Genomic DNA, 15,788 nt, shown 5'->3' with positions numbered 1-15,788 from the left:
AACTATGAGACAAAGACTTATCAATAAAACAGAACCTCAGGAAACTTTATGGCAGGAAACTTTATTACAGGGAGATTCCATTTCAGGCAGAACTGCGGTCGTTGCGCAACCTATTTCATTACAATCATTATTACTGGATTCAACGATCACTAAAGAGGATTGGATTGCGGGCGTAAAACACCACAGCAAAAGGGTAACAAATCTTTTGCTTAATGATCAAATCGAAGAATTTAATCAATATTTAAGTTCACAGTTGGGATCAGAAACCGGAGAGTCACAAGCGTTGAAAGCTATTGATTACCGACCTGTTTTACAAGATCTTTTACAGACCGCTATTCTGATTGAGCATTCTACGATTCCTCCTTACCTTACTGCTTTGTATTCCATTAAGGATGGAAAAAATACTTTGGCTTCTCAAATCATCAGAAGTGTCGCGGTAGAAGAAATGCTTCATATGATCATGGTTTGTAATGTGATGAATGCTGTGAGTATTCAGCCGCATGTGAACCAGGAGCAGAACTACCCTGTTTACCCGATGAAATTACCTATGAATGTTGATTTCTATGTAGGTTTGGAAAAATTCTCAACCAATAGCATCGCCACATTTATCGCCATCGAAAGCCCAAGCAATCCTTTGGTAAAAGCTCCAACGTACGATGAGCCGGTTGATGTGAATACATTTTCCGCTAAAAGTTTTTCATTAGAAGAAAATAACTTCTGGACGCTTGAAAACATGAAAGGTTTCATCATGGAAAATGTACATACCATTGGTGAATATTATGATGTTTTATTCTTTTATATCACCATTTTCCAGATCATGGCGTACTATAACGAGCATGGAAAGCTTCCCCAGAGTTTTGAGGAATTAAACACAGGGGGAATCTTCAAAGGTGATCCGGCTAAACAGATCCGCCCCGAGCAATATTACGGAAGTGGTGGAAAACTCCATGCTGTGGAAGCGTTAGCAGGAGTTATCGCTGTTTTTCAGGAAATCAAAGGACAGGGTGAAGGTGCGGATGATTCTATTTTCGATGTCGATCCTTCCCAGTTTGAAGAAGGAGCAGAACTTGCACATTATTTCAGGTTTAAGGAAGTATTCCATGAACATTTCTATCTGGGAGGGAAATATGAACCTTTTATGGATGAGAACGGAATGATGCCTGTAACGACTCCCCCTACAGGAAAACCTCTACCGGTAGACTGGAACGAAGCTTATCCTATGAAGGAAAATCCCAAACTGAGCGACTATGCTCACAACAAAGAATTGTATGCGCAGGGGCTTGAATTTAATAAAACTTACAGACGCCTTTTAGACGCCATTCAAAGTGCGGTGGAAGGAAATCAGAAAGATCTGGAAAAATCAATTATGTATATGTATGCGCTTAAAGAGCAGGCTGTGGGGCTTATGAACCAACCATTGGATGAACAGTCGAATGCAGGTCCCACGTTCGAATACACCAATTTATAACCAAAAAAACTATATATCATGCTTACACGTAAAAAAGAAAGTCTTGAAACAGGGGATCAGTTATTCCGTAAAAGTTCAGGCGAAAATCAAGGTACTCTGGCACAAATCATGTCAGGATATTCAAAGCTTCTCATCGATGATCCTGTTATGCCTTTTAGGGAGGAAAATCTTCAGGAAATAGCAGGTAATGTGGACTATGGAGTGCTTGAAGCACTTGATGGCACATGGGTAAGTTATAATGCCAATTACAATAAAAACGTAGGTGAAGCTTCACTGGCAGGCGGAATACATACGACGATCATGCCTTCACCCGGTACGAATTCAGGAACAATTCCCGGAAAATTCAGTTTTGATTGTGAGGAATATATCGAAAAGCTTACCTTTTCTCTGGTTCCCGGCGGTGTCCGTAACCGTGGCGGTGCCAGTGAGTTATTTTGTGGTGCTGTGAAATATGAGCAGACGATCAAAAGTGTCAATAAAGAAGCAGGACAGCAAAATTTACAATATGAATCAATCCATGAGGAAAACGGCATGTATTTGTGGCTGAGTAATGTATACAACCATGCTGCGACCAAAGAATCAATAGAAAAAGACCGGGGTATTCACGCTTTTTCTGACGAGGATTTTGAAAAATACGGCTACAAGGGAGAATACAGAGACGAACCGCTGGTTCAGGTAAAAGATGAAAATGGTACGCCTTCCTATATCCTTTTAAGCGACTTAAAGGAAGGACAGGAATACTTTGAAATCATCCCTGCTCAGGAGCTAAAACCAGGTGATGGTATCAAAGGGCCTTATTTTATTCCTGACTACTCTATTTCAAGAAGTGGTGTTATTCCTCATGGGAGTACGATTACTTTACTGGGAGATATTGCTCCAAACGGTAACCATTACTTAATCAATGGGGCCCCCCAATTCCCTTATGGGCTTCCTGCCTGGCAGACTGACCATCTTTCGATTTCAAAAACCATGGGAGGAGCCGGGCATGAGCCTATCAATCTTGATCTGCCTGCACCGGAATGGGTTCATGAAACACTGACCGATAAAAATGATGAGGGTTCAAATAAAATTTATACGCAGCGAATACTTGCCGATCATTTATATCCTTATTCTGTACGACCGGATTTACGATTAAGAGATACGTTAAGCGGCCAGAATGTAAGCAACTATGTCTTTGTGCAAATGTCATCAAAAATGAAGACGGGAGCACAGGGAGGAATTTTAAATGTTCCTTTTGTGAATCGCTTTGTGCCCACGGTTGAAGTAGACTTCCGTCTGTGGATTGAAACAGTGATTGAAGATGGAAAAGAAATCATTCAGCTGCAATATGAGCAGATTGTATTTTTTGAATTTGATTTCGGAAATGACGGAGGTACGACGAGCTGGCCTCATATCCAAGTGAATACCCTTCGTAGATTAGAGGATATTCCTGAAGATCAGCGAAAGGTCATTGAAGAACAGTTCTTTGATAAAAAACCAGATACGATCGCTACAGGTGATACGGCTAACCCGGCTGCCGGATGTCCTTACCATAAGGAATAAATACAATTCAAATATAAAAAAAAGAGGCACTAATTTGCCTCTTTTTTATTTTCTTTACAGTGGGTTTTGAAATCAAAAGCTCACCTGCGATATATCTTACTTACTCATTTTACAGTATCCTACAGATTTTCATAGGTCTGATCTATTAAAAAAGACACTGCTTTTTTGATTTTCTCACGGCCGTCCTCCGTACTAAGGTCTATCCCGCAAAAAATGCTCCCGTTCACAGACGAATACATGTTCAGATAATAAAGTCCGGAAATGATAATAGCCGTTATGGCCCGAAAATCCTGCGTCCGTTCTCCGAAATGCGGCTCTATGATGAATTTAAAAAGGCTTTCTCCGTTTTCCTCCTGCATGTTGGTCATTTTGGTTAATGACTTTCTGGATTCAGATAAACGCCACAGCAATAATTTCTGCACTTCCCTGTTCTTAAATATATAATCAAATTGCTCTAGTAACATGGCTTCGGTAAATAATCTTCCGCCGGTTTCCAAATCCGGTGCCATTTTTTCGGTCGTTACGTTACTCCAATAGTCCTTAGACCGGATGTATTCGTCCATAAGACCGTTTATTCCTCCAAAATAGGTATAGATCATTTTTTTATCTACCCCTGCGGTGGTGGCAATATCATTTACCTTTAATCCTGCATATCCCTTCGTTTTCAGAATTTTTCCAACCGCGTCCAAAAATTTCTTTTTACTGCGTTCCTTGTTTCGGATACTGCCTGCTGCTGATTTTCTTTCCATGATTAAACATTCAATGATACAAGTTTATGAAATTTTTTATTATTGTAAACACTTTGTAGTGTCTTATTTTGTATATTTGCAGAAACTAAGCCATTCAATATATATTTAAACACTCATTAAGTTGAAAAAACTAAGAACAATTCCGGTCGCATTATTGCGTATGTAAGGGCAAAAAAGCCTTCAGACACAGGGAAAATAAGATTTTTATGACATCCTTTTATCCTCGGATAAAATGTTAATGAAAAGTAAAACGATTTCTTTTAAAGAATTCATTTTTTTTTCGGTTCCGAAGATTGTATAAATGATGGATGGATGGAATAATCGATCTGAACTCCAAATTTCGGAAAGGATCAGTGAAGACAACTTTACAGCATTAATCTCTAAAGCTGCAGAAGTTGATCCATGAAAACTGAATGATCCTGTCGTTAATGGTTCCCTCAGTTTATTCTCTCAGTTTAAGAATGCTTCTGAAATAACCATCCGAAGCAGTTGAGAAATGATGGTTTGAACACACTTATGATGAAGTTTTGAAAAAGCGAAAATGTGGTTGTACCCGTAACATAAAGACAATTTCGAGCTCACTAAGGTAAAAACACTTAATGTAGACAGCAACGCTAGATTTCTAATGTTGCTGTTTTTTTTGTTTTCTCAAAAAAATTCTGCTCGTAAATCAGACGATTAAAAAACATTTTCCTTTATTTTCTGCTGACAACCACCGTCACACCTCTGCCCTACTTTTGTGATATAATTGAAAAGCTTCAAAAAAATGAATTTAGTATCAATGCGAATGATCACCGCCAATATCGAAAGCTTAGTGGATTTTTATCAACAGGTAACCGGGATTCAGTCCATCCGGTATACTCCCGATTTTGCTGAACTGAAAGCAGCATAACGATCAACAGCTTTCGCATCATTCACCACAAATGAATCGTGAATTCATTGCTTCTCATCAGCCTTTTATAAGGTTATTTTCTGAGCAAAAAACACCCGTCTGTCTTTTCATATACAATTTAAAAGATCAAAATTGCAAAATAATTTCAATTATAATGTAAATTGGAACAAGATTGGAAAGTAATTTGAAATATTCATATACAAATTTCAAAGATTGGCTTTGTATTTTAACACCAATAACAATATAAGATGGAAAAAAAACTACCGAACAAAGGAACAGGAAAAAGAAAGAAAGTCGTACTGATCATCATTGGGACATTGATTTTTTTAGGCCTTATTTTCCCATTTGTGCTGAATATTTATCTTAAAAATAAATTGCCGCAACTGGTCAATGAAAAAACGCCCTACCAAATCAGTCTTAAAGATTTTAGTCTTAATCTTTTTAAGGGCCATATTTCCGCTCACTCAATCACTATTAAAACCAAACAGACTACCGATCCTTCGGTGACTCAAATTAACGGAGACATTAAAAGTCTGCGTATTGAAAATTTTGGGATCTGGAATGCCATTTTCAACAAGTCTTATCACATCAGAGAGGTCCAACTCATTGATCTCAATGTGAAAATGATACTGGGCCAATCCAAAAAGAAAAAAGATCCGTCGCAAAAGAAGATAAATTTTGGTGTTGAAAATATTCTGGTGACCAATGGAAATATCTCTGTTAAAGGCAAAGACAAAAAAGATCTCATGACCGGAAAAAATGTAAACATCCATCTTTCGGAAATTAAGCTGAGCCAAAATGCAGCAAAATTACCTGTTGAGTTTAAAGATTTTAAAATTGATGCCCACGATGTACTGATTACCGTCAACGATTTCTATCAGATTTACGCCACTACCATTGATGCCAAAAATAAACAGCTGAATATTTCTGAGTTTCACCTGAAACCTATTGAAAGTCCTGCATTGTACAATGCTAAAAATGTGTTTGACCTGAAAATCAATCAGCTTGCTGCAGACAATTTCAGCATCAATCAGGATTCTCTGATCATCGAGAATGCAAAATTCGTAAAACCTCAATTGATTGTTACCTCAACGAACAAAAAGGAAGTAAAAGAAAATCCGAAAGAAGTTAACCTCAAAATTGGGATTAAAAATCTTGATTTTGGACAGGGTTCAGTTCTTGTTCAGCACAGGGATAAAACGAAAGTAGCTTCTATAGATAACTTTCATCTTAATTTAAAGGATATTGTTTTCGATAAAAAAACGGTCAAAGAAAAAATCCCTTTTGCCTTTTCTACCCACAATATTGAATTTGAAAACATCTATTTCAAATCTGATCCTTTGCAGGCGGTGAATATCAAAAAAATCACCTCGAACGATGCTAATATTTTAATTAGTGATGTAGAGTTTAAAGCCATAGGAAAAAGTGCCACAAAAGATCTGTTCAACATCAAAACGGAGAAAGTTGAGATCCTGAATAATACCTCAAAATTTGCAGGACAGCAGTTGCAATTGCAGCTCGGCAAAATCAATGTGTATCACCCGAGTGTAGAAATTATTGCAGCAACCCGTAAAGTGAAGGCTCCTAAAAAAACAAATACGGCAACACCGGATCTGCTGGCTAACCTTGGTTCGCTTCATATTATCGACGGGACTTTTATTCAGAAAAAGCAAGGTCAGGAAAAAGTAAAGGTCGGGAATTTTAATGTAGAACTCAATTCAGTGACCACCAATAAAGACATTCTTAAAGAATCGATTCCTTTTCATGTTAAAAATCAATTAATTACTGCTAAAAAAATAGATGTAGACGCCGGAAAATATTACCGCCTGAAAGTGGATCATATAAAAAATACAGGAAAACTGACGGCTGCGACCAACTTTGCCTTTCTTCCTAAATATTCAAGGGCTCAGTTTAACCGTTTAATTGCAGTTGAGGAGGATCTTTACACCATAAAGGCTAAATCGATCATGATTACGGATAAAAACTCAGCATTGGGAGGAAAAACAAGTATAGATCTGGATCATATTGTTTTTGACGGTATCGACTGTAATATTTATCATGACCTTGCTCCACCGGATGATATTGGTGTACGGTATATGTTCAGTAAAAAGCTTCGTGATGTAAAATTTCCATTATACATCAAACAGATCGACATCAAAAATTCAAAGCTTTCGTATGAGGAAGTGGCTGAAAAAGCCAATATTCCGGGTAAGATCACTTTTGGGGATTTCAATGCGAAAATCAGAGATGTCAACAGTGCGAAGATGAAAGGCAAACCAACATTGGTAAAAGTGGATTCAAACTTCAATTTTTTTGGAGATGCTCCTACAGATGTACACTGGCAGTTTGATGTCGCTAATAAAAATGATGACTATGCCATCAATGGTACGATAAAAAATCTTTCTGTAGATAACGCCAACCTGTTTGTAAGGCCATATCTTAATGTGAGTCTCGACGGCCAGATTCAGTATCTGAAATTTGATTATAAGGGTAACAGTAGTAAAATCGGGGGTAACTTTTACTTTAAATATACCGATATGCATGTCAACTTTTTAAATAAGAACACAGGAAAAGAGAAAAAAGTACTGAGTGCGATTGCTAATATTTTCGTTAAAAATGATTCGAAAGGTGAACCTGATCATGTAGAAGTTGATGTAAAGCGTGATCCCAATAAAAGTTTCTTCAATACTTTGTGGCAGGGAATTATGGAGGGATTGAAAAAATATCTGATTTAATATGAATATAAATTAGAAAAGCACAAAACCGGAAGGGGAAACTTTGAGAGCATCAATAAAACATGGTGAAATGATGTATTTTTTAAACTTGCAGCTTTCCTTTTCCGGTCTGGGGCTTCGTTATCGTATGATTATTTTTTTGAGATGAAACTGATGGCTTCCTGAACATTTTTGTCTGCCAGCAGATCATTAAAATTATCCTGTTTTGAAACCGCGATATCAGGAATGATAGGGTCATAGTAAATACCGTTTCTGTCCGTATCCAGGGCAACGCTTAGAATCAGCACGGTACTGAAAGGCAATTCTACATTTACATTGGCGGTGGTCATTCCGAATGTTTTTTCTCCTATAAAGATGGTATTAGGCCTTCCTTTAAAAGCCAATGCTGTTACTTCTCCGGAACTGGCCGTTAACTGCCCTGTAATGACTGCTACTTTTGCCTGGTCAAGTAACTCTCCACTCGGGGTGATATGCGATGTTTTTTTAGAGTTGTCCAGGTACTTTCCTTTTTCCAGTCTGACCTTACTTTTTTGTTTTTTATTGACATCAACAGTCCCCCAAATATCATTATCTCCAAGGAAATCGTACAAAGCAAGTAACATAGGTGCAGAATTTCCGCCCGTATTCAAGCGCAGATCGATAATCCAGCCTTGCAGTTTATTTTTAGCTTTAATCTCAGCAATCTGATCATACATAGACTGAGCTGTTTTATGGGTGTTTTCCTGACTAAAATCTAAAGATTTGATTCCAGGCATCATAATATATCCTACTTTCCCGTCCAGAACTTTTACTTCAAAGCCCGGTTTTGTAGCATATTTGTCTTTCCATTGCTGACTTAAATTCTCTGCTGAGGCTTTCAAAGTTACTCCATAGACTTTATCTTTATAAATCACTTTACAATGCGTCGCCTTAATTTTCCCAAACAGGACCTCAGTCTCTTTTAATGAGCTTTTAAAATCATTGTATTTTTTTAAATTCTGGTTGGTTTCACTGCTGACCGTCTTCCAGTCAACTTCTTTTTTATAGACATAGTCAGATTTGAGCAAGGGCAGTAATTTATCATAGAATACTTTGATACTATCCTGTGAGGTCATTGCTTTTTGTGCATTTAACTGAAGTGATAAACTGCAAATACCAAGCAGTAGCCATAATTTTCTCATGTTATCTATTAATGGTTATCAATGATGTTGTATACCGAATATAATTAAAAAATATATCCTGTTATGTATTTCTGTGTTTTTATTTCAGGATTTGACGCTGTTTTGTTCACTTTATAATTCATCAGAAAAAATTTAAATAGAAAATTATCAAAGATTTATAAAATCTATTATTTCTCCCGAAGCACCGATAGAAAACCGTCACTAACTGATCATCAGAACATTCCACGAAGAAAAGATGAATAATATTTAGCAAACATATCTTATAAAACGTAGCGAAATTGTTTCTTTTGCAGTTTAATTTTTATTTTACTTTGATTTATTTTAGCTTATGGGTAAATTTGTATAAAATTTAAATTAATGAACTTTACACTTGAGCTCAATACACAGAAACCAGGTTCTAATATTGTATTCAACACTATCGTATTTGATTCGTTCAAGGTTAATATAGTTGAAAGGTATTTGGGAAGGATGAATTTTCATCCGAAATTATCCTATGTCTTATTTAAAATAAGGACTCTGGATAATGAAATCATTAAAACAAGAGAAGGAAATTCAAGGGTAAAAATCAAAGGAGATCATTTTGAAACCTATCAAAAACTCGTGCAAGTTTTAAATTCATATGATTATAAAAACAGGCTGATGAACAGACAGGAAGCAGACCAGGATTATGTACATTTCCTTTTAAGTCTTGTTCTGGCAAATTATCAGCTAGCTTAATTAAGCTTTTTAATTAATGATTCATATAGATCATAAAACAGTTTTAGAAAAAGCAAATAAAGCGATCCCGGACCGTGATCATGAAACCTTCCTTGGCTGGCTATTGCACCGATGATGTGCAATGGACCTTCGCAGGAGACAGAGTGCTTTCCGGAAAAGATGAAATACGCGGATATATGGCGGATACGTATAAAATACCACCAAAATTTGATGTAGAATACATGATTGGAGAAGGTGATTATGTGACCGCTGTTGGCACCATAAGCCTGTTGGAGGAGAATAGATGGTTGGAATATGATTATTGTGATGTCTGGAGATTTGAAAATGGACTCATGGCTGAACTGAAAGCCTTTGTCATTAGAAAATAATCCCCCTGAGTCGGGAGTAAGAATGATTGAAATCCTTTACGACAAGGGCTGGAGACTGAACGTCAGTCGGTTATCTGGAATTCATTTTTTTGCAAAAATAAGCAAAGGCTTTCGGGTTATTCCGGAAGCCTTTTTATAACACCTGAAATTCATTAGACCTGTTTTTATTTTTTAATAAAAGCAATGGCATCCACTTCAATGAGCATATGATCCAATGCTAATTTGGGGACAGGAATCAGTGTACTTGCCGGAAATGTATTCTTTTTCCATGTGTTATGCATTTCCTCTGTCCATATTTTAAGTTTTTCCTGATCGTGATCAACGATGAGGATGGTGATTTTAAGCACCTCTGCAACGCCTGCTCCATATTCGGCAAGCACTGTCTCCAAATTCTTCAGCGAATACTTCACCTGGGTTCTAAAATCCTCAGAAAGGCTATGCTTCAGATCTTCTCCGCCACTTTGCCCGGATATGAATACATATTGGCCTTTCCCTTCAGCACTGGTCGCATGAGAAAAAGCAAACGGAGTGGGATCAAAAAGAGTTTTTGGATTTTTATTGGTGACGGAGGTTTTGTTGGTCTGGTCCATGATTTTATTTTGATTCTTATTTTGTGAAAAGATAAGACATCCTAAACAGAGCGCAGACAGACTGAATAATATACGTTTCATGATATTTTTTGTATTGAATTAGTAGGGCAAATGTAAATTTCAAAGTTTTCAAAACCCTCAACATATGTTGACATTTTTACTTTTTATTTGCAGTACTTTCGTTACAATTTTACATTCTGAATACCAGGAAGAAACCGGAAATACAAGTCAACTGTACAGAATCTGTACAAAAATGGACGAATCATTTTAGTGATTCGTCCATCTATTGTCAAAGCTTACAGAGCGATTAACTAGCCTTTCGCCTTCTCATCTGTAAAAAACTGAAACCCTTCTTTTTTCTCAACAAGCTGCATTGGATAAAGCTCAGGATTGTATTCTCCGCTGAGAACTTCATTCAATGCATGTTTTTTTGACTCTCCGAATGCAACAACCAGTATATTTTCTGCTTTATTGATCAATGGTGCAGTCAAAGTAATTCTAAACATATCCTGAGACTTCAGATAATAAGCGGAAACCCACTTTTCTTTTTCCTCTAAAACGCTTTCGCCCGGAAATAAAGAAGCGGTATGACCATCATCTCCCATTCCTAACAGGATGAAATCAAAAACACCTTCATTTCCAAGAATACTTTTAATCTTCTGTTCATATTCCTTAGCATATTCTTCCGGAGCTATTCCGTCCTTATACATAGGGAAAATTTGCTCTTTATTAATGGGAACCTTATCGAAAAGTGCTTCAAATGTCATTTTCGCATTGCTTTTGTCATCATCTAAAGAAACCCATCTTTCATCCACCCAAAAAAAGTAAATCTTATTCCACTCAATTTTTCCGGTATATTCTTCAGTGGCCAGCAAATTAAAAATAGCCTTAGGAGAAGAACCTCCGCTTAATGCGACCACAAAACGGTTATGTTTCTCAATAGATTTTTGAGAAAGATCCAGAAAGGTATCTGCTGCCTTTCTGTAGAGCTTCTGCAAATCATCAAATACGGTGATATTCATTTTTCGTCTAATTTAAATTGATATTGTTTTATACCCAGTTGTGCCCTTGTCTTTCAACCAGCGCAATGCTTTCTTTCGGTCCCCAGCTTCCGGCTTCATAATTCGGAAAAGAGGAGTCTTTATTGTTTTCCCAGGCTTCCTGTATGGTTTTTACGACATCCCAGGCTTCTTCTACCTGGTCTGAGCGCATAAATAAGGTAAGGTCACCTATCAGCGCGTCCAGCAGTAATGTTTCATACGCTTCAGGAGTATCTTCCTGACAGGCAAAATTATCAAAAATCATCTCCACCGGTTTCAGCATCAAGGAAAGTCCCGGTTTTTTGGCCATAAACTGCAGTCTGATATCCATCAATGGCTGAATATTAATAATCAGTCTGTTGGCTGACAAATGTTGTGAACTTTCTGAAAATGTAGCATGAGGAAGCGGTTTAAACTGGATGGTAATATAGGAATGCTTTTCTTTCATTTTTTTTCCGGTACGAACGTAGAAAGGAACTTCCTGCCATCTTTCGTTGTCCAGATAGAATTTCACGGCTGCAAAGGTTTCTGTATTAGAGTCCCCGGCAATTCCGTCTTCCTGACGATAGCCTTTAGCATCTACTCCATTGATCATCCCTTTTCCGTATTGACCTCTTACAGCATAATGATCAACCTGGTCCGCTGAAATTCTACGAATGGATTTAAGAACATCTACTTTACGGTCTCGTATCTCACCTGATTCCAGTGAAGCCGGTGGCTCCATAGCAATCATACAAAGAATTTGCAATAAATGATTCTGAATCATATCCTTCAATGCTCCGGTCTGCTCATAGAAAGCGCCTCTGGTCTCAACCCCTACTTCTTCGGCCACCGTGATCTGTACGGACTCTATATGCTGATGGTCCCACAAGGGTTCAAAAATAGCATTCCCAAAGCGGAATGCCAATATATTCTGTACCGTTTCCTTTCCGAGGTAATGGTCAATACGGTAGATCTGCTCTTCTTCAAAAGCCTCTGCCAGTAAACTGTTCAGTTCTATGGCCGACTGTTTGTCATGACCGAAAGGTTTTTCAATGATGATACGGTCTTTTTTAGCATCAGAAGCTAATGACGTATTTTTGATATGGTTGGAAATGGGAGAAACAAAATTAGGTCCGATGGATAAATAAAACAACCTGTTTCCTCTTGTTCCGTAAACCGTATCAAGATCTTCTAATTTCTGATACAGGTTTTTGTAAGAACTCTCTTCATCCAATTGATGTTGAAAGTACGTGATATGGGCCTGAAAACCAGCCCAGTCTTCTGAAGTTATCTTTTTTCTTGAGAAATTTTCAAGATTTTCTTTAATGTAATTTTTAAAATATTCATTGGTATGATCGGCTCTTCCCAGTGCTAAAATAGTAAAACCTTTGGGCATTCTACCGTCGATATATAAATTAAAAAACGCCGGAAAAAGTTTTCTTTTCGCCAAATCTCCTGTCGCACCAAAAATTATAATTGTCGTTGGCTTCAAGACTTTATTGTCATTCATTGTTCCGGATTTTAGTTTTTTGCAGTTTCCCAAGACGTATGAAAAATGCCTTCTCTGTCGATTCTCTGATAGGTATGTGCTCCGAAGTAATCACGCTGAGCCTGAATAAGATTCACAGGCAGGGATTCTGTGGTGTAGGCATCGAAATAGCCCAAAGCCGTCTGAATGCCCAAACTTGAAATCCCGTTTGAAGCAGCAAAGGCTGCTGTTTTTCGTAATGAGTTGATTTTTTCTTTAACGATGACAGCAATATCTTTATTAAGTAAAATATTCGACAGATGGGGATCCTGAGTATAGGCTGAATAAAACTTTTCAAGCAAAACAGAACGGATGATACAGCCTCCTCTCCAAATTTTCACAACATCTTTTAATGGAATCTGGAAATTGTATTCTTCAGAAGCTTTCACCAATAAAGCAAGGCCCTGTGCATAACTGATCAATGTAGCCAGATACAAAGCATCTCCCACTTCCTTAATAAATAATTCTGTGTTTTCCGGCGTTGTCATTTCATTTTTAGCATACAATTGAGATGCCTGAACCCTCTCTTCTTTATATGCTGATAAAATTCTTGAAGTAACGGCAATATCAATGGTTGGGATAGAAACACCGATTTCCATAGCTTGCTCTGAAGTCCATTTTCCGGTTCCTTTTGCACCTGCTTTGTCTAAAATCTGATCCACAAGATAACCGTCCGTTAATGAATCTTTCTGTTGGAAAATATCTCTGGTAATCTCCATTAAAAATGAGTTCATTTCACCATTATTCCATTCTCTGAAAACTTCGTATAGCTGATCGTTATTCAGATTAGCTCCTTTTTTTAGTAAATCGTAAGCTTCGCTGATAAGCTGCATAATGGCATATTCAATTCCGTTGTGTACCATTTTCACATAGTTTCCTGCGGAATCTTTGCCCATATAAGCGGTACACGCCTCCTGATCTACCTTTGCAGAAATAGCTTCAAGCATTGGTTTAAGAAGTTGAAAAGCTTCCCAATCTCCTCCGGGCATAATGCTGGGTCCTGTTCTGGCTCCTTTTTCTCCTCCGGAAACTCCCATTCCCATAAAGTGGAGATTTTTGGCCGCTAAATCAGCAACGCGCCTGTTGGTATCTTTGAAGTAAGAATTACCGGCATCAATAACAATGTCTCCCTTGGTCAAAAGCGGGGTAATGCTTTCCAGAACGGCATCTACAGGCTTTCCTGCAGGAACCATCAGAATGATTTTCCTTGGGGTTTCCAGGACCGATATAAAATCCTCCCAAGTACGAGAGCCTTTTACTTTCATCTCTGAAGTAGCACCCTCCTGTAGTTCTTTTACTTTCTCTTCATCAAGGTCAAATCCAGCAATTGAAAAACCATTATCAGCGATATTATAAAGAAGATTCCTCCCCATCACTCCGAGACCAACCATCCCGTAATTATATTTATCCATTTTTATTGAAATTTATATGAATTCTATTTTACGGAGTATAAAATTACGGAAATGCTAATGAGTAAAAAAATAAAAGACCGGAAAAAATTACGGCCTTTTTTGTATATTATTCATTCATAAGCCAGTAGCATGATATTATATTGATCATCATTCAGCTTATTTTTTTATATCCAATCGTTGACTCTTCAGTTTTCAATAGAGAAGTTCACATTTTTTATCATGATTATTCATTCTTCTTTTTTGCCGAATCAGTACTCACCCTATTTCAGCAATTCTTCCTATGTTTCAAAAGCTTCATATTAGCATTTTTAAAAATAAAAACTCAGGGAACATATTATACTTATCAAAGTCAGACAGAGACTGTTAAAATAAAGAATCCTATGTTAACAAATCGTAATTTTAGAAACTTAGCAATTAAAATAATAATTAATTGAAATAATTTTCTTTTTTTAACGTTATATTTGCATATTTTCCGGACATAGGCCAACAATTAAATCTTATTCACCTCCTCATTTAGTTTACGGTAATTTCCTGTATAAACATTTGATTCCGACAAGGATCATAAAAAACAACCCCCTTATGAAATTATTTTCAGTATTAGAAATCAACACGTTACTAAAAGGTTATATAGTTGGTAGTACTTCTCATTCTGTTTCCTCTCCGGAGCAAATAGAACTTGCCGGTAATCATCAAATTACTTTTATAGGTAATAAAAAGTATGAAAAACTTTGGGCAGACAGTAAAGCTTCAGTAGCTGTTGTCAATAACGATATCTCTATTGAGCCCGGTATCAACAGGGCCTTTATAAAAGTTAATAATGCCGACCTTGCCATGTCTCAGGTTTTGGAATTGTTTGCCCCTCTTACTCCACAATTTGACACGGACATTCATCCTTCAGCAACAGTACACCCCACTGCTATTGTTGGCACAGGTACCCGTATCGGAGCTGGAAGCTACATTGGACCTCATGTAAAACTAGGGGATAATGTAACGATTTATCCTAACGCCACTATTCTGGATAACAGTACTGTAGGCAAAAACAGTACCGTATGGAGCGGTGTTGTGATTCGAGAAAACTGTCATATTGGTAGCCATACGATTCTGCACCCCAATGCAACGATCGGTGCTGATGGTTTTGGTTTTAAACCTTGTCCTGAAAGGGGTCTTGTAAAAATTCCACAAATTGGCAATGTGATCATTGGCAACTGGGTAGAAATAGGCTCGGGTGCTTGCGTAGACCGTGGTAAGTTCAGTTCTACTGTTGTGGGTGATGGCTGCAAAATTGATAACCTAGTACAGATAGGTCATAATTGTGTCTTGGGTAAGTTTTGTATAATGGCTGGCAGTAGTGGGCTGGCTGGCAGTGTTACCCTTGGTAATGGGGTTATTATTGGTGGAAGTGCTTCTATAAAGGATCACGTTACCATTGGCGATGGCGCTACTATAGGAGCAGGATCGGGTGTTGCAGGTGATGTCCCTGCGGGTAAGACCTATCTTGGTTACCCTGCCGCCGAAGCACGTACTACCCTTAAACAATGGGCTGCGCTGAAAAGACTTGCTGCCAATAGTTAAATCGTTTTAGAAAAAAATATAGATAGAAAAGAG

General features: G+C 37.6%; 13 protein-coding genes. 7 read left to right on the top strand and 6 right to left on the bottom strand.

The features are described 5' to 3' along the window. Positions 1-4 precede the first annotated feature (4 nt). Together EG346_RS17040 and EG346_RS17035 are read left to right on the top strand one after the other, a co-directional pair. Positions 5-1,468, top strand: a complete 1,464-nt coding sequence (locus EG346_RS17040; RefSeq protein WP_123880314.1) for a ferritin-like domain-containing protein — start codon at positions 5-7, stop codon at positions 1,466-1,468. 18 nt (positions 1,469-1,486) lie between these two features. Next, positions 1,487-3,010: a peroxidase, FMP-type gene (locus EG346_RS17035; protein WP_123880312.1), complete on the top strand. Its 1,524-nt coding sequence runs from the start codon at positions 1,487-1,489 to the stop codon at positions 3,008-3,010. 119 nt (positions 3,011-3,129) lie between these two features. Here EG346_RS17035 and EG346_RS17030 read toward each other — a convergent pair whose 3' ends face one another. Then, positions 3,130-3,759: a TetR/AcrR family transcriptional regulator gene (locus EG346_RS17030; RefSeq protein ID WP_073332581.1), complete on the bottom strand. Its 630-nt coding sequence runs from the start codon at positions 3,757-3,759 to the stop codon at positions 3,130-3,132. A 766-nt stretch (positions 3,760-4,525) separates the two neighbouring features. On the opposite strand from EG346_RS17030, the gene EG346_RS25385 reads away from it, so the two are divergent. Continuing rightward, positions 4,526-4,651 (top strand): hypothetical protein, encoded by a 126-nt coding sequence (locus EG346_RS25385; protein WP_262511562.1) that lies wholly within the window; start codon positions 4,526-4,528, stop codon positions 4,649-4,651. 248 nt (positions 4,652-4,899) lie between these two features. After that, positions 4,900-7,386: a DUF748 domain-containing protein gene (locus tag EG346_RS17020; RefSeq protein WP_123880310.1), complete on the top strand. Its 2,487-nt coding sequence runs from the start codon at positions 4,900-4,902 to the stop codon at positions 7,384-7,386. A gap of 131 nt (positions 7,387-7,517) precedes the next feature. Here EG346_RS17020 and EG346_RS17015 read toward each other — a convergent pair whose 3' ends face one another. Next, positions 7,518-8,546 (bottom strand): S41 family peptidase, encoded by a 1,029-nt coding sequence (locus EG346_RS17015; protein ID WP_123880308.1) that lies wholly within the window; start codon positions 8,544-8,546, stop codon positions 7,518-7,520. A 357-nt stretch (positions 8,547-8,903) separates the two neighbouring features. Here EG346_RS17015 and EG346_RS17010 point away from each other — a divergent pair, with 357 nt between their 5' ends. Next, positions 8,904-9,263: a prevent-host-death protein gene (locus EG346_RS17010; protein WP_073332589.1), complete on the top strand. Its 360-nt coding sequence runs from the start codon at positions 8,904-8,906 to the stop codon at positions 9,261-9,263. 80 nt (positions 9,264-9,343) lie between these two features. After that, on the top strand, positions 9,344-9,631 hold the full coding sequence (locus EG346_RS17005) for a nuclear transport factor 2 family protein (RefSeq protein WP_228426032.1): 288 nt from the start codon (positions 9,344-9,346) through the stop codon (positions 9,629-9,631). 164 nt (positions 9,632-9,795) lie between these two features. Here EG346_RS17005 and EG346_RS17000 read toward each other — a convergent pair whose 3' ends face one another. The 4 genes from EG346_RS17000 to gndA all read right to left on the bottom strand — a co-directional run bounded on the left by EG346_RS17000 (position 9,796) and on the right by gndA (position 14,183). Further along, on the bottom strand, positions 9,796-10,302 hold the full coding sequence (locus EG346_RS17000; protein ID WP_228426030.1) for a RidA family protein: 507 nt from the start codon (positions 10,300-10,302) through the stop codon (positions 9,796-9,798). Between the two features lie 230 nt (positions 10,303-10,532). Next, a complete protein-coding gene (gene pgl, locus EG346_RS16995; protein ID WP_123880306.1) occupies positions 10,533-11,243 on the bottom strand; it encodes a 6-phosphogluconolactonase in 711 nt (236 codons plus the stop codon). 28 nt (positions 11,244-11,271) lie between these two features. Further along, on the bottom strand, positions 11,272-12,753 hold the full coding sequence (gene zwf / locus EG346_RS16990) for a glucose-6-phosphate dehydrogenase (protein WP_073332748.1): 1,482 nt from the start codon (positions 12,751-12,753) through the stop codon (positions 11,272-11,274). 11 nt (positions 12,754-12,764) lie between these two features. Beyond that, a complete protein-coding gene (gndA, locus tag EG346_RS16985) occupies positions 12,765-14,183 on the bottom strand; it encodes an NADP-dependent phosphogluconate dehydrogenase (protein WP_123880304.1) in 1,419 nt (472 codons plus the stop codon). Positions 14,184-14,762: 579 nt separating this feature from the next. On the opposite strand from gndA, the gene lpxD reads away from it, so the two are divergent. After that, entirely contained in the window at positions 14,763-15,755 is a 993-nt protein-coding gene (lpxD, locus tag EG346_RS16980; RefSeq protein WP_073332598.1) for a UDP-3-O-(3-hydroxymyristoyl)glucosamine N-acyltransferase, read from the top strand. Positions 15,756-15,788: the final 33 nt, after the last annotated feature.

The organism is Chryseobacterium carnipullorum (assembly GCF_003815695.1).
In the GTDB taxonomy this organism is placed as follows: domain Bacteria; phylum Bacteroidota; class Bacteroidia; order Flavobacteriales; family Weeksellaceae; genus Chryseobacterium; species Chryseobacterium carnipullorum.
The sequence above is the reverse complement of the archived record's forward strand: the minus strand, read 5'-3'. Positions and strand labels throughout refer to the sequence as shown.